This is a genomic window from Nocardioides nitrophenolicus (assembly GCF_016907515.1).
Lineage (GTDB): Bacteria > Actinomycetota > Actinomycetes > Propionibacteriales > Nocardioidaceae > Nocardioides > Nocardioides nitrophenolicus.
In genome coordinates, this window is record NZ_JAFBBY010000001.1 from 4,483,832 (window position 1) to 4,509,546 (window position 25,715).

The 25,715-nt window shown below is 72.6% G+C and carries 25 protein-coding genes and 1 riboswitch; of the genes, 11 read left to right on the forward strand and 14 right to left on the reverse strand.

What is annotated here, in order from left to right; all coding sequences use genetic code 11:
• Nucleotides 1-19: 19 nt before the first annotated feature.
• Nucleotides 20-188: riboswitch (FMN riboswitch) on the reverse strand.
• 81 nt (nucleotides 189-269) lie between these two features.
• Complete coding sequence (locus JOD66_RS21590; RefSeq protein WP_204838883.1) at nucleotides 270-701, reverse strand: DUF6234 family protein; 432 nt, start codon at nucleotides 699-701, stop codon at nucleotides 270-272.
• A gap of 147 nt (nucleotides 702-848) precedes the next feature.
• On the opposite strand from JOD66_RS21590, the gene JOD66_RS21595 reads away from it, so the two are divergent.
• Complete coding sequence (locus tag JOD66_RS21595) at nucleotides 849-2,336, forward strand: MFS transporter (protein ID WP_204838884.1); 1,488 nt, start codon at nucleotides 849-851, stop codon at nucleotides 2,334-2,336.
• Here the strand turns inward: JOD66_RS21595 and JOD66_RS21600 are convergent.
• A complete protein-coding gene (locus JOD66_RS21600; protein WP_204838885.1) occupies nucleotides 2,249-3,583 on the reverse strand; it encodes an HNH endonuclease signature motif containing protein in 1,335 nt (444 codons plus the stop codon). The two genes, JOD66_RS21595 and JOD66_RS21600, sit on opposite strands and share 88 nt — an antisense overlap.
• Nucleotides 3,584-3,814: 231 nt before the next feature.
• On the opposite strand from JOD66_RS21600, the gene ahcY reads away from it, so the two are divergent.
• The 8 genes from ahcY (at nucleotide 3,815) to JOD66_RS21640 (ending at nucleotide 13,925) form a co-directional block, all read left to right on the forward strand.
• On the forward strand, nucleotides 3,815-5,269 hold the full coding sequence (gene ahcY / locus JOD66_RS21605) for an adenosylhomocysteinase (RefSeq protein ID WP_204838886.1): 1,455 nt from the start codon (nucleotides 3,815-3,817) through the stop codon (nucleotides 5,267-5,269).
• A gap of 398 nt (nucleotides 5,270-5,667) precedes the next feature.
• On the forward strand, nucleotides 5,668-6,375 hold the full coding sequence (mtrA, locus tag JOD66_RS21610) for an MtrAB system response regulator MtrA (RefSeq protein WP_307823648.1): 708 nt from the start codon (nucleotides 5,668-5,670) through the stop codon (nucleotides 6,373-6,375).
• The gene (gene mtrB, locus JOD66_RS21615; RefSeq protein WP_307823649.1) at nucleotides 6,347-8,092 is read left to right on the forward strand and encodes an MtrAB system histidine kinase MtrB; all 1,746 of its coding nucleotides are present in this window, start codon (nucleotides 6,347-6,349) and stop codon (nucleotides 8,090-8,092) included. Before mtrA ends, mtrB begins: the two co-directional genes overlap by 29 nt.
• Nucleotides 8,092-9,831: an LpqB family beta-propeller domain-containing protein gene (locus JOD66_RS21620; protein WP_204838887.1), complete on the forward strand. Its 1,740-nt coding sequence runs from the start codon at nucleotides 8,092-8,094 to the stop codon at nucleotides 9,829-9,831. Before mtrB ends, JOD66_RS21620 begins: the two co-directional genes overlap by 1 nt.
• Nucleotides 9,832-9,899: 68 nt before the next feature.
• A complete protein-coding gene (locus JOD66_RS21625; RefSeq protein ID WP_204838888.1) occupies nucleotides 9,900-10,613 on the forward strand; it encodes a ComF family protein in 714 nt (237 codons plus the stop codon).
• Between the two features lie 579 nt (nucleotides 10,614-11,192).
• Nucleotides 11,193-11,816 (forward strand): ribosome hibernation-promoting factor, HPF/YfiA family, encoded by a 624-nt coding sequence (gene hpf, locus JOD66_RS21630; protein WP_204838889.1) that lies wholly within the window; start codon nucleotides 11,193-11,195, stop codon nucleotides 11,814-11,816.
• 98 nt (nucleotides 11,817-11,914) lie between these two features.
• A complete protein-coding gene (locus JOD66_RS21635; protein ID WP_307823650.1) occupies nucleotides 11,915-12,574 on the forward strand; it encodes a response regulator in 660 nt (219 codons plus the stop codon).
• A gap of 145 nt (nucleotides 12,575-12,719) precedes the next feature.
• Nucleotides 12,720-13,925 (forward strand): winged helix-turn-helix domain-containing protein, encoded by a 1,206-nt coding sequence (locus tag JOD66_RS21640; RefSeq protein ID WP_204838890.1) that lies wholly within the window; start codon nucleotides 12,720-12,722, stop codon nucleotides 13,923-13,925.
• Here the strand turns inward: JOD66_RS21640 and JOD66_RS21645 are convergent.
• The 6 genes from JOD66_RS21645 to JOD66_RS21670 are packed head-to-tail and all read right to left on the reverse strand — an operon-like array spanning nucleotide 13,922 to nucleotide 20,311.
• Nucleotides 13,922-15,388 (reverse strand): MFS transporter, encoded by a 1,467-nt coding sequence (locus JOD66_RS21645; protein WP_204838891.1) that lies wholly within the window; start codon nucleotides 15,386-15,388, stop codon nucleotides 13,922-13,924. The two genes, JOD66_RS21640 and JOD66_RS21645, sit on opposite strands and share 4 nt — an antisense overlap.
• A 20-nt stretch (nucleotides 15,389-15,408) precedes the next feature.
• The gene (locus JOD66_RS21650; protein WP_204838892.1) at nucleotides 15,409-16,572 is read right to left on the reverse strand and encodes an acyl-CoA dehydrogenase family protein; all 1,164 of its coding nucleotides are present in this window, start codon (nucleotides 16,570-16,572) and stop codon (nucleotides 15,409-15,411) included.
• A gap of 10 nt (nucleotides 16,573-16,582) precedes the next feature.
• Nucleotides 16,583-17,416, reverse strand: coding sequence for an alpha/beta fold hydrolase (locus tag JOD66_RS21655; protein ID WP_204838893.1), 834 nt, complete (start codon nucleotides 17,414-17,416; stop codon nucleotides 16,583-16,585).
• Nucleotides 17,413-18,234, reverse strand: coding sequence for an alpha/beta fold hydrolase (locus tag JOD66_RS21660; RefSeq protein ID WP_204838894.1), 822 nt, complete (start codon nucleotides 18,232-18,234; stop codon nucleotides 17,413-17,415). Before JOD66_RS21660 ends, JOD66_RS21655 begins: the two co-directional genes overlap by 4 nt.
• Nucleotides 18,231-19,433 carry an acyl-CoA dehydrogenase family protein gene (locus JOD66_RS29630; RefSeq protein ID WP_204838895.1) on the reverse strand — a complete coding sequence of 401 codons (1,203 nt, stop codon included), beginning with the start codon at nucleotides 19,431-19,433 and terminating at the stop codon, nucleotides 18,231-18,233. Before JOD66_RS29630 ends, JOD66_RS21660 begins: the two co-directional genes overlap by 4 nt.
• A complete protein-coding gene (locus JOD66_RS21670) occupies nucleotides 19,430-20,311 on the reverse strand; it encodes a VOC family protein (RefSeq protein WP_204838896.1) in 882 nt (293 codons plus the stop codon). Before JOD66_RS21670 ends, JOD66_RS29630 begins: the two co-directional genes overlap by 4 nt.
• Before the next feature lie 194 nt (nucleotides 20,312-20,505).
• On the opposite strand from JOD66_RS21670, the gene JOD66_RS21675 reads away from it, so the two are divergent.
• Together JOD66_RS21675 and JOD66_RS21680 are read left to right on the forward strand one after the other, a co-directional pair.
• Entirely contained in the window at nucleotides 20,506-20,982 is a 477-nt protein-coding gene (locus JOD66_RS21675; protein WP_204838897.1) for a flavin reductase family protein, read from the forward strand.
• A 50-nt stretch (nucleotides 20,983-21,032) separates the two neighbouring features.
• The gene (locus JOD66_RS21680; protein ID WP_204838898.1) at nucleotides 21,033-21,839 is read left to right on the forward strand and encodes a FadR/GntR family transcriptional regulator; all 807 of its coding nucleotides are present in this window, start codon (nucleotides 21,033-21,035) and stop codon (nucleotides 21,837-21,839) included.
• Between the two features lie 102 nt (nucleotides 21,840-21,941).
• Here JOD66_RS21680 and fdxA read toward each other — a convergent pair whose 3' ends face one another.
• From fdxA to JOD66_RS21710, 6 genes are read right to left on the reverse strand one after another with little or no spacing between them, the layout of a single operon-like run.
• On the reverse strand, nucleotides 21,942-22,259 hold the full coding sequence (gene fdxA / locus JOD66_RS21685; protein WP_204838899.1) for a ferredoxin: 318 nt from the start codon (nucleotides 22,257-22,259) through the stop codon (nucleotides 21,942-21,944).
• A complete protein-coding gene (locus tag JOD66_RS21690; RefSeq protein ID WP_204838900.1) occupies nucleotides 22,256-22,528 on the reverse strand; it encodes a 4Fe-4S dicluster domain-containing protein in 273 nt (90 codons plus the stop codon). The genes fdxA and JOD66_RS21690 overlap by 4 nt, the downstream gene beginning before the upstream one ends.
• Complete coding sequence (locus tag JOD66_RS21695) at nucleotides 22,525-23,253, reverse strand: GntR family transcriptional regulator (RefSeq protein WP_204838901.1); 729 nt, start codon at nucleotides 23,251-23,253, stop codon at nucleotides 22,525-22,527. Before JOD66_RS21695 ends, JOD66_RS21690 begins: the two co-directional genes overlap by 4 nt.
• Nucleotides 23,246-24,046 (reverse strand): thiamine pyrophosphate-dependent enzyme, encoded by an 801-nt coding sequence (locus JOD66_RS21700; protein WP_204838902.1) that lies wholly within the window; start codon nucleotides 24,044-24,046, stop codon nucleotides 23,246-23,248. Before JOD66_RS21700 ends, JOD66_RS21695 begins: the two co-directional genes overlap by 8 nt.
• Before the next feature lies 1 nt (nucleotide 24,047).
• Nucleotides 24,048-25,142, reverse strand: coding sequence for a hypothetical protein (locus JOD66_RS21705; RefSeq protein ID WP_204838903.1), 1,095 nt, complete (start codon nucleotides 25,140-25,142; stop codon nucleotides 24,048-24,050).
• Complete coding sequence (locus JOD66_RS21710; RefSeq protein WP_204838904.1) at nucleotides 25,139-25,714, reverse strand: 2-oxoacid:ferredoxin oxidoreductase subunit gamma family protein; 576 nt, start codon at nucleotides 25,712-25,714, stop codon at nucleotides 25,139-25,141. The genes JOD66_RS21705 and JOD66_RS21710 overlap by 4 nt, the downstream gene beginning before the upstream one ends.
• Between the last annotated feature and the right edge of the window lies 1 nt (nucleotide 25,715).

Sequence of the window (25,715 nt, forward strand, 5' to 3'; positions counted from 1 at the left end):
ACGACGCGCGCGAGGCCCGTCGCGTTCTCTTCCCTCCGGACTGTGACCGTCGGCTCCGGAGTCGCACCGGATCTGCTGACCCGCCCCGGTCACGGAGACCGGGCCGGCGCTCGCGGGCTCGGCCGCCCCGGATCCGCCGGGACGCCCTCACCGCCGGTGGGGAGTTCCACCCCGCCCTGAGAACGTACGGCAGCAGCGTACTGGGCGCCCGCCGCCCCGCGTCCGCCTGCCCGCCTGGCGGCGGCCCTGGCTGTCCGGGGCCCGGCCGGTCAGCCGCCGACGCAGTCGTTCGAGCCGGAGTAGCAGGGGACGTACGACGGGTCCAGCGGTGGCGGGTCGTCCCTCCGCAGCTCGGCCCAGTCGATCGCCGGGATCGCGAACAGGACGGCCGACGCCGCACCGGCCAGGGCGATCGCGGCGTGCCAGCGGATCATCCCGCGCGCGCGGCGACGTACCGCCAGGATGAGCGCGGTGACCGCCGTCGCGGCCAGGACCGCGACCAGGACGCGGTAGAGGTGGATCGCCCCGGGATCGGGGCCGCAGCCGCCGCCGAAGCAGAAGTAGGCGCCGAACTGCAGGAGCGGCAGGAACAGGGCGATCCCGGCGGCCGCCGCCGAGGCGAGCGCCTCGACGAGGAGGGGCAGGACGGCGGGCGGCTCGTCGGGGACGTGGGCGTCCGGGCCGTGGGGGGAGAGGGGCATGCTCGGAGGGTCGCGTGCGGGACCGGCGAGGGCATGAGTACCCGACCCCAGATCTCTGGGACATCGGCACCACGGCAGATCTGGGCCCCGGAGAACCCGTCCGGATGGGATGGTCGGCGCGCGGGCGTGGCGACCAGCATCGGGGCCATGACGACGACATCTGCCACGACCGCCGCGACCGGGCCGGTCGACGTACCCGTTGCGGAGCGGAGGGCCGCCATCGCCGTCGCCTGCGTGGCGACGGTGATGCTGATGCTCGACATCAGCGTGGTCAACACCGCGCTCGAGGACATCGCGGCCGGACTGGGGACCGGCCTGACCGGACTGCAGTGGGTGATCGACGCCTACACCCTGCCGCTGGCCGCCGTGGTCCTCTCGGCCGGCGCGATCGCGGACCGCTGCGGTCGCAAGCGGGTGTTCGCCGGCGGCCTGGTCCTGTTCACCCTCGCCTCCGCGGCCTGCGCCCTCGCCCCCGGCATCGGCACCCTGGTCGCCGCGCGCGCCGTCCAGGGACTCGGCGCGGCGGTGCTGTTCGCCACCGCGCTGGCCCTCATCTCCGAGGTCACCCCGAGCGCGGCGGAGCGCGCCCGCGCACTCGGCGTCTACGGCGCCTCCATCGGCGCCGTGTTCGCGGTCGGTCCGTTCGTGGGCGGAGTGCTGACCGATGCGATCGGGTGGCGCGCGATCTTCTGGTGCAATGTGCCGATCGGCCTGGTCACCCTCGCCCTCGCACTGCGGGTGCGGGAGAGCAGGGACCCGCGGGCCCGACGCCTCGACGTACCGGGGCAGGTGGCGTTGGTCGTCGGGCTCTTCCTGCTCGTGCTCGCGCTGCTGCGCGGCAACGAGGACGGCTGGGGGAGCGGCCCGGTCGTCGCCTCCCTCGGCGGCGCCGCCGTCGCGCTGGTCGCCCTCGTCGTCATCGAGCACCGTTCACCCGCGCCGATGCTCCCGCTCACGCACTTCCGGCGCCCTGCCTTCAGCGCGCCGCAGGTCCTGGTCGTCGGCATCTCGGCGTCCTTCTTCGCCGGCTTCCTCTACGTCACGCTCTACCTCCAGGGGGTCGTCGGGCTGAGCCCGCTGCAGACCGGGCTCGCCTACCTGCCCGGCACCGCACTCGTCTTCGTGGTCTCCGGCATGACCGCCGGGTTGATGAGCCGCTTCGCGCCCGGAGCGCTCGCCGTGGCCGGACTGCTGCTCGTCGCCGCCGGCATGGCGCTGTTCGCCTCGACCACCCACGCCGACGCCGGCTGGGCCTCGATCCTGCCCGGCTTCCTGCTCGCCTGCGTCGGCACCGGCCTGTTCAACCCCGCCGGCAGCGCCCTCGCGCTGGCCGCCCTGCCGCCCGAGCAGAGCGGACTCGCCGCCGGCGCCAACGACACCTTCCGCCAGACCGGCCTCGCCGTCGGGGTCGCCTGGCTCGGCACCTTCGTCCCCGCCGCCGGACCGTACGCCGACGCCGACGCCTTCGTCGCCGGGCTGCACCACGCGGTGCTCGCCGGCGCGGTGGTGGCGCTCGGGTGTGCGGTGGCGGGCGGGCTGCTGTTGCGTCAGGCGGCATCGGCCCGGGTGGGGGTGCAGGCCCAGGCGTCGGGCGGGATGGGGCGGCCGACGTCGACGGGGCGGGTGCCGCGGTGATCGACCACGAACAGCAGGTCGTGGGGTGAGCGCCAGAGATAGGTGCCGGGCGAGAGCGGCAGATAGCGCCGGGCGGTGAAGGTCTTGGCGCGGTGGTGCTGGCGGCACAGCGGGACCAGGTTGCACGGACAGGTCGGGCCGCCGTCGCGGTGCGGCGTCGCGTGGTCGAGGTCGCAGCGGTCGGCGCGGATGGGGCAGTGGGGGAAGCGGCAGGTGTGGTCGCGCAGCTCGACCCGGGCGCGCAGCCGGTCGGGGATCTCGTAGGAGTCGACGGGGACGTGCTCGGCGAGGTCCACCACGGGCCGGACCACCACCGAGGTCCCCGAGACCTGCAGCCATTCGCGGACCTGCGCGACGCTCAGCGGGCAGGAGCCGTCGGCCCACCGGGCCACCGGGTTGGCCGGGTCGGTGGTGAGGTGGAGGTTGAGCACGACCTTGCGGCCGGGCGCGCGGATCTCCTGGCCGTCGTCGGTGTGGCCCTCGAGGTCGAGGGTGAGGTCACGGCGGGCGATCTCGCCGACCGCGATCGAGCGGCGTACGTCGCGCGACCCGGCGTGTCCGAGCCGGCCGCGGTGGGCGGCGCGGCGCCGGACCGCCTGCTCGAGGTCGTGGCCGTCTCCCGCGTCGAGCAGGCCGTGCACCTCGATCAGACCGGTGGCGTCGGGCTGCTCGACGCTGAGCCGTCGGCGGTCGGCGGCCTTGCGGCGGCGGGCCTCGGCGGCCTCCGGGTCGTGGCGGCACACGGCCTCCTCGACCAGCCGCTCGACCTGGGCCCAGGTGCAGGAGGCGGCGGGATGGAGCGAGCGGTCGACGTACGCGACCGCCTCGACGTTGAGCGGGCGGGTGAGGTCGGCGATCCGCTCGGCGCGCCAGGGCGCGAGGCGCCCGGTGGCGACGGCGGCGTAGACCCGGGGCAGCCGCCAGGCGCACTCGACGACGCGGCCCACGAACGCGCGGCCGGCCTGGGGCGAGCGGCCGAGCGCCGCGACCAGCTCGCTGAGGTGGTGGTCGCTGATCAGGGGCGTGCCGGCGCCGGCCAGGGCGACCCCGGTGTCGATCACGCCGTCGCGCACCGTGGGGGCGTCGGCCGGGGTGGTGAGCACGTGGTGGTCGGCCCAGCGCACGATGGCCGCCCACTCGGCGACGAGGAGGCATTCGCGGCTGCGGACGCCGGAGCGGATGGTGGTGAGCAGGTCGTCGGGATCGTGCTGGTCGAAGAGGGGAGGGGCGGCGAGAAGAGTGGTCATGGGTCGATTCCACCGAGGGGTGGCGACGGAAGGCCGGGAGAGGGGAAGGGGGCTGTGGAGAAAGTGGGAGCAGGGGGTGGCTGTGGAGAGACGAGGGACATCTCCGATGATTCCGCGGCCCTCGGAGCACGCTTGTAGGGTGTCTTCAGTCATGCGCGGGAGATCCCGACGATGCGCAGATGCGCCGCAGGACTCAGCTGTCACACGACACTCGAACCTCGAGGATCACTCATGGACTACAAGGTTGCTGACCTGAGCCTGGCCGAGTTCGGCCGCAAGGAGCTCACCCTCGCCGAGCACGAGATGCCCGGCCTCATGGAGATGCGCCGACGCTACGCGGACTCGCAGCCGCTCAAGGGTGCCCGCATCGCCGGCTCGCTGCACATGACGATCCAGACCGGTGTCCTCATCGAGACGCTGACCGCGCTCGGTGCCGACGTCCGCTGGGCCACCTGCAACATCTTCTCCACCCAGGACCACGCCGCCGCGGCCGTCGTCGTCGGCAATGGCACGCCGGAGGACCCGCAGGGCACCCCGGTCTTCGCCTGGAAGGGCGAGACCCTGGCGGAGTACTGGGACGAGGCCGAGAAGGTCTTCGACTTCACCGACGCCGACGGCAACAAGATCGGCCCCAACATGCTCCTCGACGACGGTGGTGACATCACCCTGCTCGTCCACAAGGGCGTGGAGTTCGAGAAGGCCGGCGCCGTCCCGTCGCAGGACAGCACCGACAACGAGGAGTTCAAGGAGGTCCTCCGGGTCCTCGCGCGCTCGCTCGACAACGACCCCCAGCGCTGGACCAGCATCGCCAACGGCATCAAGGGCGTCACCGAGGAGACCACCACCGGTGTGCTGCGCCTCTACGACCGCTTCAAGGAGGGCTCGCTCCTCTTCCCGGCGATCAACGTCAACGACTCGGTCACCAAGTCGAAGTTCGACAACAAGTACGGCTGCCGCCACTCGCTCATCGACGGCATCAACCGCGGCACCGACGTGATGATCGCCGGCAAGACCGCCGTCGTCTGCGGCTACGGCGACGTCGGCAAGGGCTCCGCCGAGTCGCTGCGCGGCCAGGGCGCCCGCGTGATCATCACCGAGATCGACCCGATCTGCGCGCTGCAGGCCGCGATGGACGGCTACGAGGTCAAGCGCCTCGAGTCGGTCGTCGACTTCGCCGACATCTTCATCACCACGACGGGCAACTTCGACATCATCCGGGTCGAGCACTTCGAGCGGATGAAGAACCAGGCCATCGTCGGCAACATCGGCCACTTCGACAACGAGATCGACATGGCCGGCCTCGCGAAGATCCCGGGCATCGTCAAGGACGAGATCAAGCCCCAGGTCCACCAGTGGATCTTCCCCTCTTCTGATGGCGGAGCCGGCAAGAAGGTCATCGTCCTGTCCGAAGGACGACTCCTCAACTTGGGCAACGCGACCGGCCACCCGTCGTTCGTCATGTCGAACTCGTTCACCAACCAGGTTCTCGCGCAGGTCGAGATCTTCACCAAGACCGACGAGTACCCGATCGGCGTCTACGTGCTGCCCAAGCACCTCGACGAGGAGGTCGCCCGGCTGCACCTCGACGCCATCGGCGTCGAGCTGACCGAGCTCAACCAGGCGCAGGCCGACTACCTCGGCGTCCCGGTCGAGGGACCGTACAAGTCCGAGCACTACCGCTACTGAGCTCTCTGGCGCGAGCGCGTCGCCGCCGGCCGGGGCACTTGCTCCGGCCGGCGGGCTCGCTCGCTCCGGTCGCTCGTTCCTCGCTCCCTGCGACTCGCTCTCCCTCCGGCCTGCGCGGCGCGCCCCTGGCGGCGCCGCGCTGCCGCGCGGGGTCCTCTGGCGCGAGCGGCGCCCTCGCTCCGGTCGCTCGTGCCTCGCTCCCCGCGCTCGGTTGCCGCTGCTCCCCGCGCTCGGCGTCGGCGGCGCCGCGCTGCCGCGCACGCAGTTGTCTTGCCGAGGCCCAGCGTTGGTCCGGCGGCAAGACAGGCGAGGATCGCGGACCCGCGGACGAACGTGCCACGAGCCCCGCATCCACCTGGGTGCGGGGCTCGTGTCGTACTCCCGCCTAGGATTGCCGCGTGACTCCGCCCAGCAGCGCGCCGTACCCCACGAGGGGACGCGTCCTCGTCGTCGACGACGACGCCCCGCTCGCGGAGATGCTCGGCATCGTGCTGGGGCAGGAGGGCTTCGAGAGTCGGGTGTGCCCGCGCGGCGACCAGGCGCTGGCGGCCTTCCGCGAGTACCGCCCCGACCTGGTGCTCCTCGACCTGATGCTGCCGGGCAAGGACGGCATCGACGTGTGCAAGGAGATCCGCGCCGAGTCCGGGGTGCCGATCGTGATGCTGACGGCCAAGGGCGACACCGTCGACGTGGTCGTGGGGCTGGAGTCGGGGGCCGACGACTACGTCGTCAAGCCGTTCAAGCCCAAGGAGCTGGTCGCGCGGATCCGAGCCCGGGTACGCCGGACCGAGACGGTCCCGCAGGAGACGCTCACCATCCGCGACGTCGAGATCGACGTCGCCGGCCATGCGGTGACCCGGGGCGGCGCGGAGATCTCGCTGACGCCGCTGGAGTTCGACCTGCTGCTGTGCCTGGCCCGCAAGCCGGGTCAGGTGTTCACCCGGCAGGTGCTGCTGGAGGAGGTCTGGGGCTATCAGCACGCCGCGGACACCCGCCTGGTCAACGTGCACGTGCAGCGGCTGCGCTCCAAGGTGGAGCACGATCCCGAGCATCCCGAGATCGTGCTGACGGTGCGTGGTGTCGGGTACAAGGCCGGCTCCGCGTAGGCCCGCGGCGGCCGGGCCGGGCCGCCGTGCGCTCGACGGGCTGCGCCGGTGCTGGGCGTGGCTCGCGCCGCGGCTGCGGCGCGCGCTGACCTTCTGGCGGCGCTCGATCCAGGCCCGGGTCGTGGCGAGCACGGTCGTGCTGTCCGCGGTCGTGGTCAGCGGCGTGGGCTGGATCCTGCTCCAGCAGACCCGCGACGGCCTGCTCCGCCATCGCGCCGAGGTGGTCCTCGGCGAGGTCGACGCGGAGGTCGCCGACGCCCAGGACCGGCTCGAGGCCGCGTCGGGCCGCGAGGTCAACGCGAGCCAGCAGCAGCGCGACCTGGTCGACCCGATCATCGAGCGCGGCGACAGCCGAGGGTACGCCGTGGTGCTGGCCGGCCCCGAGGGCGAGGACCCGGGGCTGCGGACCGGCGGCGGGGAGTACACCAGCGGCCTGGACCTGGTCAGCGTCCCGGCCTCGCTGGAGGAGCACTTCGACGGCCCGCGCCGGGCGACCGCCTGGACCTACACCGAGATCGTGCGCACGGCCGGCGCCGGCTCCGACGCCGCCGTGACCCGGGAGCCCGGGATCGTGGTGGGCTCCCAGGTGCAGCTGCCCTCGGACGGCAAGACCTACACGCTCTACTTCCTCTTCCCCCTCGCCGAGGAGCAGGAGACGCTCAACCTGGTGACCCGGGCGCTGCTGACCGCCGCCGGGCTGCTGCTGGCGCTGGTCGCGGGGCTGACCTGGCTGGTCACCCGGCAGGTCGTCACCCCGATCCGGCTGGCCCGGCGGGTCGCCGAGCGGCTCGCGGCCGGGCGGCTGCAGGAGCGGCTGCAGGTGACCGGCGAGGACGACATCGCCCGCCTGGCGTACTCCTTCAACCAGATGGCCACCAGCCTCCAGCGCCAGATCCGCCAGCTCGAGGAGCTCAGCTGGGTGCAGCGCAGGTTCGTCTCCGACGTGTCCCACGAACTGCGCACCCCGCTGACGACGGTGCGGATGGCCTCCGACGTGCTGCACGACGCGCGCGCGAGCTTCGACCCGGCCACGGCGCGCTCGGCGGAGCTGATGCAGGCCGAGCTGGACCGTTTCGAGAACCTGCTCGTCGACCTGCTGGAGATCAGCCGCTTCGACGCCGGCGCCGCCGTCCTCGCCACCGAGAACGTCAACCTCGGCGATCTCGTACGACGGGTGGTCGAGGCCGCGCAGCCGCTGGCCGACCAGCGGGGGATCCGGGTCCTGGTCCAGGAGCCGGCGCACCCCGTCCAGGCCGACGTCGACGTGCGCCGGATCGAGCGGATCGTGCGCAACCTGGTCACCAACGCCATCGACCACGCGCTGGCCGACGATCCCACCGAGGCGGTGATCGTGCGGCTGGAGTCCGACGAGGAGGCGGCGGCGATCACGGTGCGCGACCACGGCGTCGGGCTGGCTCCGGGCGAGGCGTCGATGGTGTTCAACCGGTTCTGGCGCTCCGACCCGGCCCGCACCCGCACCAGCGGCGGCACCGGCCTCGGCCTCGCCATCGCCCAGGAGGACGCCCACCTGCACGGCGGCTGGCTGCAGGCGTGGGGCAAGACCGGACAGGGGGCGCAGTTCCGGCTCACCGTGCCGCGGCACGCCGGCGGCACGCTGCGGCACAGCCCGCTGCCCCTGGTGCCCGTGGACGCGATGTCGAGCGACGCCGCCGTCGTGGTCGGGCCGGGCGGCGTCGTACCGGAGGGGGAGGAGTGATGACGCGATCCCGAGCCCTCGTGGTGCTGGTCCTGGCCCTCGCCGTGCTGAGCGGGTGCACCTCGCTCCCGACCTCCGGCCCGGTCGTGCAGAGCAGTGGCACCGACCGCGACGACACCCGCCGGGCCAGCGACATCGACGCCCGGCCGCCGGTCGCGGGCGCCTCGCGCACCGAGGTGGTCACCGGCTTCCTCGACGCCATGACGGCGTGGCCGGTGCAGACCAGCGTCGCCAAGCAGTACCTCACCGACGAGGCCGCCGGGGGGTGGAACCCCGAGCAGGAGACGATCATCTACAGCGACTCGCTGCCGGTGCGCGAGAGCGGCGGCTCGGTGTCGGTGCAGCTCACCGGCGCCGACCGGCTCGACGCGGTCGGGGCCTGGCGCGGGTCGATGGGCATCGACGAGCTGACCCTCGACTTCCGGGTGGCGGTGCAGGACGGCGAGTACCGGATCACCGACCCGCCGGACGCGCTCGTCGTACCGGCCTCGTGGTTCCGGCAGCGCTACCACCAGGTCTCGCTCTACTACTTCGACCCCGTCGCCAAGATCCTGGTGCCCGAGCCGGTGTTCGTGCCCGAGGGCGACCAGCTCGCGACCAGCCTGGTCTCGGGCCTGCTGGCGGGGCCGCCGCCGTTGGCGCAGGGAGTGGTGCGCTCGTTCCTTCCCGCCGGGCTGAGCGTCGGGCTGTCCGTGCCGGTCAGCGACGCCGGGGTCGCCGACATCGCGCTGGTGGGAGAGGCACAGTCGGTGACCTCCGAGCAGGCCGAGCTGATGCTCGCCCAGCTCGCGTGGACGCTGCGCCAGGACCCGTCGGTCACGGCGCTGCGGGTCAGCGTCGACGGCACGCCGCTCCCGCTGCCCGGTGGCGTCGCGCAGTACTCCGTCGACGCCGCCGCCGCCTTCGGTCCCGCGGGGCCCGGCGGCGGCAAGACGCTCTACGGCATCAGCCAGGGCCGGCTGGTCTCCGGCGGCAAGGACACCCGGCTCGACCCGGTGACCGGCGTACTCGGCGACGAGGGGGCCGGTCTGGTCGCCGTCGCGGTCAGCCCCGACAACGAGCAGGCCGCCGGGGTCGACGCCGGCGGCCACCGGGTGCGCCTGGCCCACGTCCAGCAGTCGACGGCGCAGCCCGCGGCCCAGGTGCTGCTCGACGGCGGGACCTATGCGCGCCCGACCTGGGACCACGCCGGCCGGCTCTGGGTGCTCGAGCGGCGGCCCGCCGGCGCCGTCGTGTGGCTGTACGACGGCACCGAGCTGCGCACCGTCCGGGTCCCCGGCATCACCGGCACCCGCGCCCGGCACCTCGTGGTCAGCCGCGACGGCACCCGCCTGGTCGCCGTCGTCCGGGTGCCGCGCGCGGGCGACCAGGTCGTCGGCGCGCGGGTGTTCCTCAACGGCCGCGGCCAGGTGGCCCGCACCGGGCGCCCCTTCGTCGTCCGGGCGCCCGAGGGGAGCGCGATCACCGACCTCGCCTGGGCCGGCCCGATCCGCGTCGCCGTGCTCACCGCGACCGTGCCCGGCAGCCTCTACGAGGTCGACGTCGTCCCCGCCGACGGAGCGACGGTCGGGGTCGACGTCCTGTCCACGATCGTGACCGGAGAGGTCCTCGGACTCGCCGCCTCGCCCGTCGAGGACGCGCCGATGTACGCCGTGTACGCCGACCGGTTCGTCGACCTGGTCCGCCAGGACAAGCACGACGCACCCGACGGGCTCAGCCAGCTCGACTACGCCGGCTGATCTCGCCGTCCTCCACAGCCCGTCCCGGGCTGCTTGCCCGAGCCGGACCGGCCTGCTGGGGTGGGCCGATGGCCACCGCCCAGCTGCTCGTCGACGGCTTCGTCGACCTGGTGCTCGGCTCCCGCTGCGTCGGCTGCGAGCGGCCCGGACGCCCGCTGTGCCCGGCCTGCCGCGGCACCTGCCAGGAGCGGGCCGCGGACGCCTCCCCACACTGGCCGACGCCGAGCCCCGCGGGGCTGGTGCCGCCGTACGCCGTGGGGGAGTACGCCGGCGTGCTGCGCGCCCTCGTCCTGGCCCACAAGGAGCGCCGGGTGCTCGCCCTCGCCCGGCCCCTCGGCGAGCTGCTCGCCGGCGCCGTCGCCACCGCCGCGCCGCCCGGCCCACTCGTGCTGGTGCCGGTGCCCTCGCGCACCTCGAGCGTGCGGCAGCGCGGCCACGACCCCACCCTGACCATGACCCGGCACGCCGCCCGGCTCCTCGGCGGCGACGCCCACGCCGCCCGGCTGCTGCGGCTGCGCCCCGGCGTCGTCGACCAGGCCGGGCTCGACGCCGCCGCCCGCGCCGCCAACCTCGACCGCTCGATGACGGTGCCCGCCGCCGGCGTACGACGGCTGGTGCGGGTGTGCCCCCGCGCCCACGTCGTGATCTGCGACGACGTCCTTACCACCGGCGCCACGCTGCGCGAGGCACAGCGCGCCCTCGAGGCCGTGGGGCTGCCCGTGCACGCCGCCGCGGTCGTCGCCGCGACCCGGCGCAGGACCGACCCGCTGAACTTCGGGTGAAGCCTTTCGTCGTCACCAGCGACGGACTAACGTCTGGTCATGGAGTCCGCCCGGGTCCGTGGTTGCGTCGCCCAGGCCGGGCGCGAGCCCAGCCAGGCGCGGCAAGCCGATGCCAGTCGCAGGCGAAACGGTCCACGTAAGCCGGCCCCCGGGCCGGTGAGCACGGTGCGGCTTAGTCGTAAGACCTGCCTCGGACCGGACGTCAGATGCGTCCGGCCCCGGGAGAGGGTCGGTAGTGGCAACAAGCTGCGGAAGCCCCAGCAGGCGGGTGTGGGGACGAAGACCAGGTCGGCCGGGCGGACTCCATGCTTGTTGGGCGCTCGCTCCGCTCGCGCATGTCGGCCGCGCTTCCGCGCGTTGCCTTCCTCCGCTCCGCTCGCTCGTTCCTCGCTCGCTGCGCTGCGTCCAGGCAACGCGGCGCGGCCGACGGGTGGGGGCGACGCTCGCTGCGCTCGCGCGCCCCGCGGGCCGACGTCATGCGGCCCCTCGAGTTCGTGCTGGCCGAGAAACGCGCCAGCACTCCGGCTCCCTGCCTCGGCAGGAGAACCCATCACGCCGAAATACCCTTGGAGGTAACTGATGGATGTTGTGGTCACCGGACGGCACTGCGAGATCTCGGACCGGTTCCGAGAGCATGCCGCGGAGAAGCTCACCAAGCTGGAGAAGCACGATCACCGGATCATCCGGGTGCATGTGGAGGTGGACTGCGAACCCAACCCGCGACAGCACGACCAGGCTGTCCATGTCGAGCTCACGGCCTTCTCCAAGGGACCGGTGATCCGGGCCGAGGCCGCCGCTGACGACAAGATGGGAGCGCTCGACCTGGCCCTCGACAAGATGGCCGCCCAGATGCGCAAGGCCGCCGACCGGCGCCGGGTGCACCGCGGACGCCGGACGCCGGTCTCGGTCGGCAAGGCGCTGTCCGACGTACCCACCGCCGTGGTGGAGGAAGAGGACGAGGTCGCCATCGAGCGGCAGGTCGGACCGATCACGGTGACCGGCGACGGACCGCTGGTCGTCCGCGAGAAGACGCACGCCGCGAGCCCGATGACGCTCGACCAGGCGCTCTACGAGATGGAGCTGGTCGGCCACGACTTCTACCTGTACGTCGACAAGGAGAGTGAGCGTCCGGCCGTTGTGTACCGCCGTCGCGGGTACGACTACGGAGTGATCTCGCTGGACATCGGGAGCGATGAGGGCTGACGCCTGAATCCGGACGGGACCGGCGGACAACCGGGAGGTCGTGTCATGATGCCGCCGTGGCGGATGGTACTTCGCCGGCCGCAGCACCGGGACAGCCCGTGAGCGAGCCGGTACGTGTGGTGGTCGTCGACGACCAGGAGCTGTTCCGGCGTGGGCTGACCATGCTGCTCGGCATCGAGGACGGCATCGAGGTCGTCGGCGAAGCCAGCAACGGCATCGACGGCGTGAGCCTCGTGGTCAGCAGCGTGCCCGACGTGGTGCTGCTGGACGTGCGGATGCCGAAGCAGTCCGGGATCGAGGCGTGCGTCGCGATCAAGGAGGCGGTCCCGATGACGAAGATCATCATGCTGACCGTCTCCGACGACGAGGCCGACCTCTACGAGGCCGTCAAGAGCGGTGCCTCGGGCTACCTCCTCAAGGACTCGTCCATCGAGGAGGTGGCCCAGGGCATCCGCGTCGTCGCCGACGGCCAGTCGCTGATCAGCCCGTCGATGGCGGCCAAGCTGATCGACGAGTTCAAGACGATGTCCAAGCCCGACCGCAACGCCGGCCCCGCGCTCAAGCTCACCGAGCGCGAGCTGGAGGTGCTCCGGTTCGTCGCCCGGGGGCTGAGCAACCGCGACGTGGCCGCGCAGCTCGCGATCAGCGAGAACACGGTCAAGAACCACGTGCGCAACATCCTCGAGAAGCTGCAGCTGCACTCGCGGATGGAGGCGGTCATGTACGCCGTGCGGGCCAAGCTGGTCGAGCTGGAGTAGCTCGACCAGGGTGCGGATTCATCACGGTATGTAGGTGAGTGCGCGCTTCTGTAGTGGAACTCCGCTACAGAAGTGGCTATTCGCCTACATACCGTGATGAATCCGTCTCCCCAGGGCTGTCGGCGGCTGCTCCTAGGGTGAGCCCGTGCCCACCACCCAGTCGCTGTCGCTCGCGCAGGCCCGCCGGATCGCGCTGGCCGCGCAGGGCTTCCTGGATCCCGCTCACGCGGCGCCGACGCTGCGCACCTTCGACCGCACCCTGGCCCGCACCGGTGTGCTCCAGGTCGACAGCGTCAACGTGCTGCAGCGCGCCCACTTCATGCCGCTCTACTCCCGGATGGGTCCCTACGACGTCGGCCTGCTCCAGCGGGCGGCGAGTGGGCGCGCGCGGCGGGTGGTGGAGTACTGGGCGCACGTGCAGGCGTTCATGCCGGTCGAGCTGTGGCCGGCCATGCGCCACCGGATGGACGACTACCGCGCGCGGCGCGGCAAGTGGTTCACCGTCGAGGAGGGCGACGAGCTGGAGAAGGCGCTGCTCGCCGAGATCACCGACCGCGGGGCGAGCACGGCCCGCGAGCTCGACGACGGGCTGCCGCGCACGAAGGACCACTGGGGCTGGAACTGGTCGCGCACCCGCCGGATGCTCGACTACCTCTACATGACCGGCGAGCTGGCCATCTCCGGGCGCAACAGCCAGTTCGAGATCCGCTACGACCTGCCCGAGCGCGTGCTTCCGGCCGCGGTCCTGGAGCAGCCGGCGCTGAGCCGGACGGACGCCCACGTCGAGCTCGTACGTCGAGCGGCCCGGTCCCACGGCGTGGCGTCGGCCAACTGCCTGGCCGACTACTACCGGATCCGGGTCGGGGAGGCCCGGGTCGCGATCGACGAGCTGGTCGCGGCCGGTGAGCTGGAGCCGGTCGCGGTGCAGGGCTGGAACCGGCCGGCGTACCTGCACCGCGAGGCGCGGCTGCCGCGGCGGGTGGGGGCGCGGGCGCTGCTCAGCCCGTTCGACCCGGTGGTGTGGGAGCGGGACCGGGCCGAGGCGCTGTTCGACTTCTTCTACCGGATCGAGATCTACACCCCGGCGGAGCGGCGGGTGCACGGCTACTACGTGCTGCCGTTCCTGCTGGGCGACCGGATCGTGGGGCGGGTCGACCTCAAGGCCGACCGGGTGAGCGGGCGGCTGCTGGTGCAGTCGGCGTGGGCCGAGCCGCACGCGCCGGCCGAGACCGCGGCCGAGCTGGCCGCCGAGCTCGGCCGGCTGGCCGGCTGGCTGGGGCTGGCCGAGGTCGAGGTCGCCCCGAAGGGCGACCTCGCCCCGGCCCTGATCGCCGAGCTCGCCCGGAGCTAGTCCGCCGTACCCGCCGAGCGGCCCAGCCCGCGGGGCAGGAACACGGCCGCGGCCCCACCGACGACGGAGCAGGCCGCGATCATGCCGAGCGCGCCCAGGAACCCACCGCCGGAGTAGATCGGCGCGCCGCCCAGAACGGCGAGCACGTGGCCGTTGAGGATCACGAAGCCGAGGGTGGTGCCGACCGCCCCCATCAGGGTGCGGCTGACCTCGGCGAGGCTGGAGCTGACGACCTGGCTCTCCGGCGGCACCGCCGCGATGACCAGGTTCGGGATGGCGGCGCCGGACAGGCCGATCGCCAGGTGGACGGCGGCGGTGCCGACCAGGACCAGTGACTGCTCACCACGTCCCAGGCCCATCAGCAGGCAGCCCAGCGCGATCAGCACGGCGGCGGCGACCATGTGCACCTTCGCGCCGGTACGCCGGGCGGTCGCCCCGACGACCAGCCCACCGACGACGATGCCGATCCCGTTGACGACGCCGAACAGCGCGTACTCGCTCGCGGTCATGCCGAAGCCGTAGTCCTGGCCGAGGGCGCGGGGGGTCATCGCCATGATGGCGAGGAAGGAGCTGGTGGTCGCGCCGACACCGTAGACGAGGCCGGAGGAGACCACGCTCAGCAGCAGGGCGGGACGGCGCAGCTGACGCAGGTCGATGAGCGGCTGCGTCGCGCGCCCGGCCTGAGCCAGCCAGACGGCGAACAGGACGACGCCGAGGGCGAGCAGGCCGAGGGTGGAGAGGTCGGTCCAGCCCCACTGCGGCCCCATGCTCACGCCGACGAGCACCGCGGCCACCGAGCAGCCGAGCAGGAGCGCGCCGACCAGGTCGAGGCGGGAGTCGGTCGAGCGCACCGGCGACTCGGGCACGACGAGCAGGGCGGCCAGCCCGAGGACCAGAGTCAGGACCGTGAGGAACCAGTACACGCCGGGCACGCCGTGGTTGTCGATCAGCCAGCCGGCGAGGAAGGGCTGGAGCACCACGACGACGCCGGTGCCGGTCATGGTCACGCTGACCGCGAACGGCACCATCCGAGGCGGGAAGAGGTCGCGGACCAGGGAGTAGGCCAAGAAGGCCACCGAGAAGATCGCGCCCTGGAGGCCACGGCCGATGATGAACAGCGCGAAGCTGCCGGCGACCGCCGAGAGCACGGAGCCGGCGAGGCTGACGAGCACCACGCCCATCAGCACCCGCTTCTTTCCGTACATGTCGGCGAGCTTGCCGACGAGAGGCATCGCCACGGCCGCGGTCAGGAACGCGATGGTCATCGACCAGCTGGCCTGCGTGGTGGCGTACCTCCCGGCGACCGCCGGCAGCGCCGTGCCGGAGAGCACCGCGGAGACCGGGATGATCTCGGAGACGAGCACCAGCACGGTGAGCACGGCGGCGAGGCGGGGAGTCCAGAGGCGGCCCGAGCCACCCGTGTCGGGCGCGGCGTTGGCGCCGCGGTCGTTGATCGTCGTCATCGGGTGGATCCCTTCGAGGGTCAGTAGATGGTTCCGGGGGCTCCGGTCAGCAGGTAGGTGCCGTACTCGTGGTTGGCGAGGTCGGGCACGTTGACGGCGTGGTGCTGGCCGGCATGGACGTCGCGCCAGACCGCCTGGAGCGGACTGGACGACGCGATGGAGCGAGGGCCTCCGACCTGGTACGACTTGTCGGCCGCCGAGACCGCCAGGCCGACCGCCGCGACATGGTCGCGGCGGGTCCGTTGCCGGGTGCCCAGGGAGACGCGACCGCCGTCGGTCACGGCCTCGAACGCCTCGACGGCGTTCGCCTGGAGGATCCGGTACGCCGTGTCCACCGCGCCGTCGGCCTCCGCGACCAGCGCGAGCGAGGCCGGGTGCGGCAGCTTGCTCGGGTCGACGGCGAGACGGCCGCGGTGGATCGCCAGGGCCTCGTCGTGCACGCGGCGGGCCATGCCGACCAGCGGCATGACGACGGCGTTGACGAAGACCGTGTACCACGGCATCCGGAACAGGCCGGCGGTGTTCACCTCGTTGCCGGGGTACCGCTCGGCGTACAGGTCGGCGACGTCGTGCGTGCGGTGCCGCGGCACGAACGCGCCCTCGACGACGATGTCGTTGCTGCCCGTCCCGGCCAGGCCGGACGTGAACCAGACATCGTCGATCGTGTAGTCGCCGCGGGGGAGCAGCAGGTGCAGCATCCGCCCGGTGCGGGCGCCGTCCTCGTCGAGGACCATCGCACCGACGAAGACCCAGCCGCAGTGGTCGCTGCCCGAGGAGAAGCCCCAGCGACCGTTGAGCTCGTAGCCGCCCGGCACCGGCCGCGCCGTCCCCGCCGGGCTGTACGACGAGCTGATCCAGGTGTCGGGATCCTCGCCCCACACCTCGCGCTGGGCGCGGTCGTCGTAGAGCCCGAGGTGCCAGGAGTGGACGCCGACCACGCCGGTCACCCAGCCGGCCGAGCTGGACTGCCGGGCGATGTCGTGCATCGCGGCGTTGAAGACCTGTGGGGTGGACTCGTGGCCGCCGTAGCGCCGCGGCTGCAGGAGGCGCATGACGCCGGACTCGCGCAGGATCTTGGCGGACTCGTCGGTGAGCCGACGCTCCTCGACGCAGGCGGTTTCCAGGGCGCGGAGGCGGTCGGCGTCGGCGTGGATGGCGTCGAGGACGGGGTGCTGGACGTGCATGGGTGCTCCTTCAGCGGGTGAGGAAGTCGATGACGAGGGACTCGAAGTCGTGCTTCCGCTCGACCTGTGCCCAGTGGCCGCACTCGCCCAGGACATGGAGGTCCGCCCGGGGCATCCGGCGCAGCGCGAAGAAGGCACCGTCGGGCGGCAGCATCCGGTCGTCGCGGCCCCAGGTCACGAGCGTGCGGTGGGGGATCTCGCCGGTCCGGGCCCACAGCGGCGCCTTTCCGGGCAGCGCGAGCGAGGCCATGACGGCGCGCATCCGGTCGATGGCCCGCGGTGCGGTGGCGTTTGCCCAGCGCTCGTCGAGGAGCTCGGGCGTGATCGTCGCCGGGTCGTGGACCATCGTCTCGACCCAGGCCTCGAGCGCCGCGCGGGTCGGTTCGGCGAGGAACTCGCCCAGCCGGCGGGCACCCTCGCTCAGCAGTGGCCCGTGCAGCGGGGCGTAGAGGCCGCCCGGGCCCATCAGCACGAGCCGGTCGATCCGCTCGGGACTGCTCGCCGCGGCCTCCAGGGCGACCCAGCCGCCCATCGAGTTGCCGAGCAGGTGGGCCCTCTCGATGTCCAGGTCGTCGAGCAGTCGTACGACGTGCTCCGCCGCGATCTCGGGATACGGCCGGTCGTAGTCGACGTCCGGGCTCGCGCCGAAGCCCGGTAGGTCGACGACGATCGTCCGGAAGTGGCCGGCGAGCACGGGCAGGTTGGCCGCGAAGTTCGACCAGCCGGAGACACCCGGCCCGGAGCCGTGCAGCAGCACCAGGGGTACGCCGGCGCCCGCCTCGTGGAAGTGGAGGCCGTCGCTCGCCGACGGTCCGCGGGTGGTCGCCTCGTAGGTGAGACTCATGCGGCTCCCTCGACCCCGTCGGCGTCGAGCAGGAAGCCGACGACCAGGCGGTTGAACTCGGTGGCCCGCTCGACCTGAGCCCAGTGGCCGCAGCGCGACATCAGGTGCAGCCGGACGTCGGGCATCCGGGCGATCGCGAACAGCGCGCCGTCGTATGGGTTCACCAGGTCCTCGCGGCCCCAGAGCACCAGCGACGGCTGCGTGATCCGCTCGGCGTAGCGCCACAGCTCGACGCGCTCGGCGTTGGCGGGGTCGGTGAAGCTGGCCCGGAACCGGGCGAACGACTCGGCGACGCCGGGCTGCTGCGACTGCTCGAAGCGCTCGTCGATCATCGCGTCGGTGACGAGCGACGGGTCGTGGACCATCCCGCGCATGAACTCGGCGAGCCGTTCGCGGGTGGGGTCGGCGAAGAAGGCGTAGAGCCGCAGGTGCCCGACCGTCGGCTCCGGGATGACCAGCCGGCTGGTCAGGCCGCCCGGGCCCATCAGCACCAGCCGGTCGACCCGGTCGGGGTGGTCGAGGGCGAGCCGGGCCGCCGTACCGCCGCCGAGGGAGTTGCCGACCAGGTGCGCCTGCTCGATGCCGAGGTCGTCGAGCAGGGCGACGACCTCGGCGGCGGCGTGGGTGAAGTAGTCGCCGGTGAAGTCGCGGCTCGGACTGGCCCCGAAGCCCGGCTGGTCGACGACGATCGTGCGCAGGTGGCGGGAGAGCGCGGGCACGTTGCCGCCGAAGTTGGACCAGCCGGAGACGCCGGGGCCGGCGCCATGGAGCAGCACCACCGGCGGACCGTCGCCGGTGTCGTGGAAGTGCAGGGTCACAGCACGGCCCCCTCGAGGTCGAGGCCCATCTGGGAGAGCGCGGCCGCCTGGTAGGCACCACCGGGGATGTTGACCGCGTGGTTGAGCCCGGCGTGGGCGTCGCGCCAGAGCCGCTGCAGCGCCTGGTCGGAGCGGATCGAGTTGCCGCCGGCGCGGGCGAACAGCTGGTCGACCGCGGCCACCGCCCGCCAGGAAGCGCGCACCTGGTCGCGGCGTGCCTCGGCGCGCATGGCCAGGGTCGGGACCTCGCCACGCTCGAGCACCTCGTGGACACGGCGGACGTTGTCGATCACCTGCAGCCGGCTGGCCCGGATGTCGGAGGCGGCCTCGCCGATGCTGGGCAGGGTGAAGGCGTCCTGGCTCTGCCGGGTGCCGAACACATTGGAGCGGTCGCGCTGGTAGGCGAGGGTCGCGTCGAGCGCCGCCTCGCAGATGCCGACCACGGTCGCGGAGATGGCGTTCCCGAAGAGCACGAACCACGGCATCTTGTAGAGCGGGCTGTCCTGCTTGCCGACCGCCGCGGCGGCGGTGCCGTCGACGACGGTGGCGTACTCCAGCACCCGGTGGGACGGCACGAAACGCTCGCGCACGACCACGTCGTTGGACCCGCTGCCGCGCAGCCCGATCGTGTCCCAGGAGTCCGGCACGATCTCGAAGTCGCCCTTGGGCACCAGGAAGTGGTGGTCGCTGCCGGGGATCGGCTGGCCGTCCTCGTCGACGACCAGGCCGCCCAGGTGCGCCCAGTCGGCGTGGTCGCTGCCCGAGGAGAAGAACCAGTGGCCGTCGAGCACGAAGCCGCCGTCGACGCGCCGGGCCCGGCCCAGGGCGACGTACGGCGAGGCGATCCAGGTGTCCTGGTCCTGCCCCCACACGTCCTCCTGGGCCTGCGGCGACATCACGCCGAGCTCCCACGGGTGCAGGCCGACCACGCCGCCGACCCAGCCGGCCGCGGCACAGCCGCTGCGGGCGTTGGCGAGCGTCGCCTCGATGAAGTCGACCGGGTGCGCCTCCGCGCCGCCCCAGGCCGTGGGCTGCAGCATCCGCATCAGCCCGGTACGACGCAGCAGCGCCGCGGACTCGTCCGGCAGTCGACGCAGCCGCTCGGCCTCGGGAGCGAGCTCGGCGAGCCGCGGCGCGACCTCGTCGATCCCGGCGAGCACCTCGGCGGTGGTCAGGGGAGCCGTCGCGGTGGCACTCACAGGTCCGCCCCCAGGATCTTGTGGCCCCACTCGTCGGGCGCGGGGAGGTTGACGGCCGTCCAGCCCTCGGGGTCGATGTCGATCGCCCCGGCGCCGACCTCGATCGGGAACCCGGCGGGGGAGTTGACGTAGAAGGAGGTCATCCGGTCGTTGGCGTGCTCGCCGATGGTCTCGAAGAAGGAGCAGCCCGCGGCCTCGGCCCGGCCGAGCGCGCGGCCGACGTCGGTGATCGTGTTGAGCTGGACCATCAGGTGGATCAGCCCGCCGCGGACGAACCAGGCGTCCTTGGGCGCACCGATCAGCGCCAGGCTGTGGTGGCGCTCGTTGGTGTGGAGGAAGTGTGCGCGGACGCCGTCCATCACCGCGAAGTCGGTCAGCCCGAACTCCAGCGTGCGGCGGTAGAAGGCGTCGGACTCCTCGAACGGTGCGGCCGCGAGCACGACGTGGCCGAGGCCGCTGCGGCCGGTCACGAAGCCGCTGACGCCGGCCGGCGAGGCGAACCCCGACGGGTCCACCTGCATGCCCCAGTAGAACTCCAGTAGGTAGCCCGCCGGGTCGGCGACGCGGATGAGGTCCTCGACGCCGCGGCGGGCGGCCAGGCCTTCGGGCCGCTCCCAGCCGATGCCCTGCTCGTCGAAGGTCGCGATCAGGCCCTCGAGGTCGAGGTCGCTGCGCAGCTCCCACCCGATGGCATGGACCTCGTCGACGTCGGCGGCCTCGACGACCAGGCGCTGGCAGCGTTCGTCGGTGCGCAGCCACAGCTGGCGCTCGTCGTCCTCGCGGCCCCGCATCATGCCGAGGATCTCGGTGCCGAAGGTGCGCCAGGCGGCGATGTCGGTCGAGCTGACGACCAGGTAGCCGAGCGAGTGAACACGCATGGAGGGGACTCCTCAGATGTCTCGTGGGACGCCCCCGCGGGGGCGGTCGCCCGGATCGGGCGGCCCTCATGCTTGCGTGACCTACGTCATATCGTCAAGAATCATCTAAACAATTTTCCGGACGCCTGCCGAAAGAGACCCCGATGTCAGCCAGCACCTCCCCGTCCGTCTCGCCCGCCGCCATGAGGCAGGCCATGGGCGCTTTCGCCAGTGGCGTCACGGTCATCACCGGCCTTGACTCCACCGGCCCTGTGGGCTTCACCTGCCAGTCCTTCGCCTCGGTCTCGCTGGAGCCTCCGCTGGTGCTCTTCTGCGTGCGGAGCGAGAGCGAGAGCTGGGTCCGGCTGCGCGACACCGGCTGGTTCACTGCCAACGTTCTGGGGCACCGTCAGGAAGAAATGTGTAGACGATTTGCGGCACCTACCCAGTACCGTCTCGAGGGCTCGGGCTGGCAGCGCTCGGTGATCGGGACACCCTCGCTGCCCGGGGTGCTCGCGCGGGTCCACGCGCGCATCGACCGCCACGTCGACGCCGGCGACCACGTCGTCGTCGTGGGCCGGGTCGAGGCGCTCGACGGTCCGTACGACGGCCGGCCGCTGCTCTTCTACCGCGGCGGCTTCGGGCTGACCGACGCCGTCGAGCCGATCGACCTCCGCTGCGGATGGGAGTGAGCGCAACACTAGGATCGATCGCGGGGACCGATCCGATCTGGAGGACATCTGTGGGCGAGGCGAAGACGCGGCCGAGCAGCTTCTCGCGGCTGGCCGTGCAGGTCGCCGACGACCTCCGGATGCAGATCCTCACCGGCGACCTGGCGGACGGCGAGGAGCTGCCCGCCGAGGAGGAGCTGCGCGAGCGCTATCCCGTCAGCCGGCCGACGCTGCGTGAGGCGATGCGCGTCCTCGAGGCCGAGGGGCTGCTGTCGGTACGCCGGGGCGCGCACGGTGGCGCCGTCGTCCACAAGCCGACGACGGACCTGGTGGCGTACTCACTGGGCCTGGTGCTCGCCGCCCAGGGTGAGCAGACCGCGGACCTGTGGTCGGCGGTGACCGAGCTGGAGTCGGCCTGTGCGGCGGGCTGTGCGACCCGGCCGGACCGTGAGACCACCATCGTGCCGACGTTGACCTACCTGCTGGACCGGGCCGACGCGGTGATCCACGACCTCACCGAGCTGGCGCGGCTGGCGGCGATGATGCACGACGCCGTCATCGACATGTGCGGCAACGCCTCGCTGAGCGTCGCGACGACAGCGCTGAAGACGCTCTACGTCTCCCACGGGAGCCGGATCAGGCCCGACGGCTCGCCGATCGGCGTGATCGACGTCGCGTCGCGGCGGCGGCTGCTGGGGATGCACCGTGACCTCGTCGCGCAGATCAAGGCCGGCGACGCCGCCGCCGCGCGGTCGGCGTCGCTGGCGATGATGCACTTCCTGTGGGACTCGGGTGCGGCGGGACCCGACGAGAAGGTGATCCGGGGCTCGGTGGTGCGGACCCAGTTCACCGAAGGGGTCAACCGGCGGCGCCGCTAGCGACACGGCTCCCCGTCCCGCGGCCGGTGGCCTGTTCCGTCGTACCCGGCATCCGGGTCGCCGATCAGTCCGAATCGCGGCAGACCTGCCGGGTGCGGGGCGTCAACCCGCCACCGGCAGCGCCGCGACGAGCGGATGGTCCCGGTCGGCGACGTCGACCCGGGCGGCACCGCCCGGGGAGCCGAGGTCGTCGAAGAATCCCGCGTTGACGGCCAGGAACTCCTGCTCGGAGTCGGGCAGGTCGTCCTCGTAGTAGATCGCCTCGACCGGGCAGACCGGCTCGCAGGCGCCGCAGTCGACGCACTCGTCCGGGTGGACGTAGAGCATCCGGGCGCCCTCGTAGATGCAGTCGACCGGGCACTCCTCGACGCAGGCGCGGTCCTTGACGTCGACGCAGGACGGGGAGATGACGTAGGTCATGGCGAGGCCTCCTCGGTGGGGCGCTCCTTCTTGAACCGGTAGACGTCGAACACGTAGTCGGGGCAGACCATCTGGCAGGCGGTGCAGCCGGTGCAGCCGGCGTGGAGCACCGGGAAGCGATAGCCCATCTCGTTGACCTCGCTCGACATCTCCAGCACCGAGGGCGGGCAGGCGGCGATGCACAGCTCGCAGCCCTTGCAGCGCTCGGTGTCGATGACCAGGGTCCCGCGGCTGACCCGCCCGGCGGGGGTCGGGGAGCCGGCGCTCACGAGACGTCCCCCTCGCGGCCGACCAGGTTGCCGACCGTCAGCAGGTCCTCGACGGTGACGTCGAGGGCGGGGCCGTCGCTGTCGGGGAGGACCCCGCGCCGGCGGAGCACGCGCACGGCGTGCTCGCCGGTGCCGAGGACGTGCCGGACGGTGGCCGCCACGGCCGCGGCGGGCGTGTCGTCGCGGAAGGCGTCGTACTCGGCGCGGAAGAGGGCACGCTCGTGCTCGAGGTCGTCCTCCATCGAGAGCCGCGAGGTGACCCGCACCAGGCCGTTGAAGGTGCGCAGCAGCGAGCGCAGGTGGGGACCGCCGGCGGAGCGTGCGATGGTGCGGCGGAAGCGCTGGGCGTGCCGCTCGAAGTCGTCGACGGTGCCCGCGGCGAGCGCCGCCTCGGCGGCCTCGGCGAGCTGGGCCCAGACCTCGGGGTCGCGGCGGGTGACGACGGTGCGGGCCGGCAGCGCGCTGAGCAGGGCGTAGAGCGAGAAGCCCTCGCGTACGTCGGCGACGCCGATCTCGGCGATGAACGCGCCGCGGTGGTAGCGCATCTCGACCATGCCGTCGCGCTCGAGCTGGATCAGCGCCTCGCGGATGGGCGAGCGGCTCACGCCGAGGCTCTTGCCCAGCGCCTCGAGGTCGATCCGGTCACCGGCGGCGAGCTCGCCGCTGATGATCCGCTGGATCACCACGTCGGCCACGGCCTGACTGGTGTTGGCCCGCTCAAGCACGCTCGTTCTCCTGGCTCTTCAGCTCGCCGATCGGGTAGACCGGCTCCATCGACGCGCCCTGGTAGTCGGCGCCTTCCGCGGCCGGCACGAACCAGCCGGTGGGACACATGGTGAGGATCTCCACGAGGGAGAGACCGTGGCCGTCCAGCTGGGACTGGACGGCCCGCTTGATCATCCGCTTCGTCTTCGCCACCGCACCGGGCGTCGAGACCGCGCCGCGCGCGACGTACCCACTGCCCTGGAGCGAGGCGACCAGGTCGGCGATCGGGATCGGGTAGCCGTGCTGCTCGGGGTTGCGGCCCTCGAGGCTGGTCTTGGTCCGCTGTCCGAGGACGGTGGTCGCGGTCTGCTGGCCACCGGTGTCGCCGAACACCCCGTTGTTGAGCAGGATGCAGGTGATGTTCTCGCCGCGGGCCGCCGAGTGGAGGATCTCCTGGAGGCCCTCGTTGACCATGTCACCGTCCCCCTGCAGGGTGAAGACCACCGACTCGGGTCGCATCCGCTTGATCCCGGTGGCACAGGAGGGGGCGCGGCCGTGCAGGCATTGTAGGACGTCGATGTCCATGATCCTGACGAAGCTGCCGTAGCAGCCGTGGCCCACGACGCCGATCGACCGGTCGACCACGCCGAGGTCCTGCAGGGTCTCCAGCAGCAGCCGCAGGGCGACCGGCTCCCCGCAGCCCGGGCAGAGCTGGTGCTCGCCGAGGATCAGGGACGGCGCCGCCGACGCGGCCTTGGTGCTCGGGGGCGGTGGCGCCGTCCGGGTGTCGATGGTGATGTCCGTGGTGGCCATGTCAGCTCCTCCCCGCCGGTACGACGGCAGGCTCGGCGTGCTCGGCGAGGATCCGCTCGCGGATGACGGGGGCGTCGAGCAGCGGCCCGTAGGCCAGGCCGTGCTCGTCGATGCTGACCCCGCCGATGAACCGGATCGTGTCGCGGTCGTGGGCCCACTGGCGTACGTCGTCGATCATCTGCCCGGCGTTGAGCTCGAAGACGAGCACCCGCTTCACGTCGCGGGTCGCGCGAGCCAGTGCCGCGCCGGGGAAGGGCCACAGCGTGATCGGGCGGAACAGGCCCACCCGGTGGCCCTCGCCGCGCAGCTCCTCGACGACGTACTCGGCGAACTTGGCGGCCGAGCCGAAGGCGACGACGAGGGTCTCGGCGTCGTCGGCGTGGATGCCCTCGTGGCGTGCCTCGACCGGCTCGATCTCGGCGAACTTGGCCGCGACCCGCTTCCACTGGCCGTCGGGCCCCGGGCCGGGGTCGTTCTTCTTGCCCATCGCGAAGGTCCACACCTGGCGCGACTTCCCGGTGCCGCTGGCGGAGCCGTCGAGCGCCCAGTCCTTGGCGGGCAGCTCGGGCAGGTCCAACGGCGCGACGTGGACGCCGACCTGGGTCTTCGAGAGCAGGTCGTCGCCGTACAGGATCACGGGAGCGCGGTACTTGTCGGCGAGGTGGAAGAGCAGCTGGGTGTGCTCGACGGCCTCGGTGATGTCCTTGGGGGCCAGCGTGATGGTGCGGTAGTCGCCCCAGCCGCCGCCGCGGGTGCACTGGTAGTAGTCCTGCTGGTTGCGGGCCATGTTGAAGACGACGAGCGGGGTCTCGTTGAGCGCGGCCTCGGCGATGGTCTCCTGCATCAGCGCGATGCCCTGGCCGCAGGAGCCGGTGGCCGAGCGGAAGCCGGCGGCGGAGGCGCCGAGCGCCATGTTGGCGCCCTCGATCTCGCTCTCGGCGTTGATGCACACCCCGCCCGCGCCGGCCATCTCCCGTGACATCGCCTCCAGCAGCGGCGTGAACGGCGACATGGGGTAGCCGGCGAAGAACCGGCAGTCGGCCGCGAGCGCGGCCCGGGTGATGGCGACACTGCCCTGCAGCAGCTCGAGGGTCACGAAGGGGCTCCTGTGGGGATGGGGGAGACCTGGCTGATGCCGAGGTCGAGGGCGCGGGCGTTGCCCTCCGCGTGCTGGCGCCGGTACGGCGGCAGCAGGCCGGTCATCGCGGTGACCAGCTGGTCGCGGGTCGCCACGCCGGTGAGCGCGGCGTAGGCGCCGAGCATGACGAAGCTGCCGGCCTGGGCGACGCCGGCCTCGCGGGCCAGCGCGGTGGCCGGGACCCGGACCGGGTCGCGCTCGGCGGCGAACCCGTCGGGGGCGACCGAGGAGTTGACCAGGCACAGCCCGCCGGGGACCAGCCGGGCCAGGGTGTTCTCGCTGTAGCGGTCGTGCATGAGGATCGCCGCCTCGGCGCGGGGCACGATCGGCAGCGCCCGCAGGGGGGCGTCGCCGACCACGACGGTGGCCTGGGTCGGTCCGCCGCGCATCTCGCCGCCGTACTCGGCGCCGAGCATCGCGTAGCGGCCCTGGGCGGTGAGCGCCTGGGCGAGCGTCTTGGCCAGCAGCTGGACGCCTTGGCCGCCGATGCCGGTGATCATCAGCGCGTGCTCCGGGGTGGGGGTCGTCATC

What these genes read in the sequence shown, in the direction of transcription:
- JOD66_RS21650 (WP_204838892.1), bottom strand. Translation starts at nt 16,572, where the DNA reads ATGCACGTCCAGCACCCCGTCCTCGACGCCATCCACGCCGACGCCGAC.
- JOD66_RS21595 (WP_204838884.1), top strand. Translation starts at nt 849, where the DNA reads ATGACGACGACATCTGCCACGACCGCCGCGACCGGGCCGGTCGACGTA.
- JOD66_RS21675 (WP_204838897.1), top strand. Translation starts at nt 20,506, where the DNA reads ATGGGCGCTTTCGCCAGTGGCGTCACGGTCATCACCGGCCTTGACTCC.
- JOD66_RS21645 (WP_204838891.1), bottom strand. Translation starts at nt 15,388, where the DNA reads ATGACGACGATCAACGACCGCGGCGCCAACGCCGCGCCCGACACGGGT.
- JOD66_RS21600 (WP_204838885.1), bottom strand. Translation starts at nt 3,583, where the DNA reads ATGACCACTCTTCTCGCCGCCCCTCCCCTCTTCGACCAGCACGATCCC.
- JOD66_RS21700 (WP_204838902.1), bottom strand. Translation starts at nt 24,046, where the DNA reads ATGGCCACCACGGACATCACCATCGACACCCGGACGGCGCCACCGCCC.
- ahcY (WP_204838886.1), top strand. Translation starts at nt 3,815, where the DNA reads ATGGACTACAAGGTTGCTGACCTGAGCCTGGCCGAGTTCGGCCGCAAG.
- hpf (WP_204838889.1), top strand. Translation starts at nt 11,193, where the DNA reads ATGGATGTTGTGGTCACCGGACGGCACTGCGAGATCTCGGACCGGTTC.
- JOD66_RS21655 (WP_204838893.1), bottom strand. Translation starts at nt 17,416, where the DNA reads ATGAGTCTCACCTACGAGGCGACCACCCGCGGACCGTCGGCGAGCGAC.
- JOD66_RS21670 (WP_204838896.1), bottom strand. Translation starts at nt 20,311, where the DNA reads ATGCGTGTTCACTCGCTCGGCTACCTGGTCGTCAGCTCGACCGACATC.
- fdxA (WP_204838899.1), bottom strand. Translation starts at nt 22,259, where the DNA reads ATGACCTACGTCATCTCCCCGTCCTGCGTCGACGTCAAGGACCGCGCC.
- JOD66_RS21590 (WP_204838883.1), bottom strand. Translation starts at nt 701, where the DNA reads ATGCCCCTCTCCCCCCACGGCCCGGACGCCCACGTCCCCGACGAGCCG.
- JOD66_RS21625 (WP_204838888.1), top strand. Translation starts at nt 9,900, where the DNA reads ATGGCCACCGCCCAGCTGCTCGTCGACGGCTTCGTCGACCTGGTGCTC.
- JOD66_RS21710 (WP_204838904.1), bottom strand. Translation starts at nt 25,714, where the DNA reads ATGACGACCCCCACCCCGGAGCACGCGCTGATGATCACCGGCATCGGC.
- JOD66_RS21620 (WP_204838887.1), top strand. Translation starts at nt 8,092, where the DNA reads ATGACGCGATCCCGAGCCCTCGTGGTGCTGGTCCTGGCCCTCGCCGTG.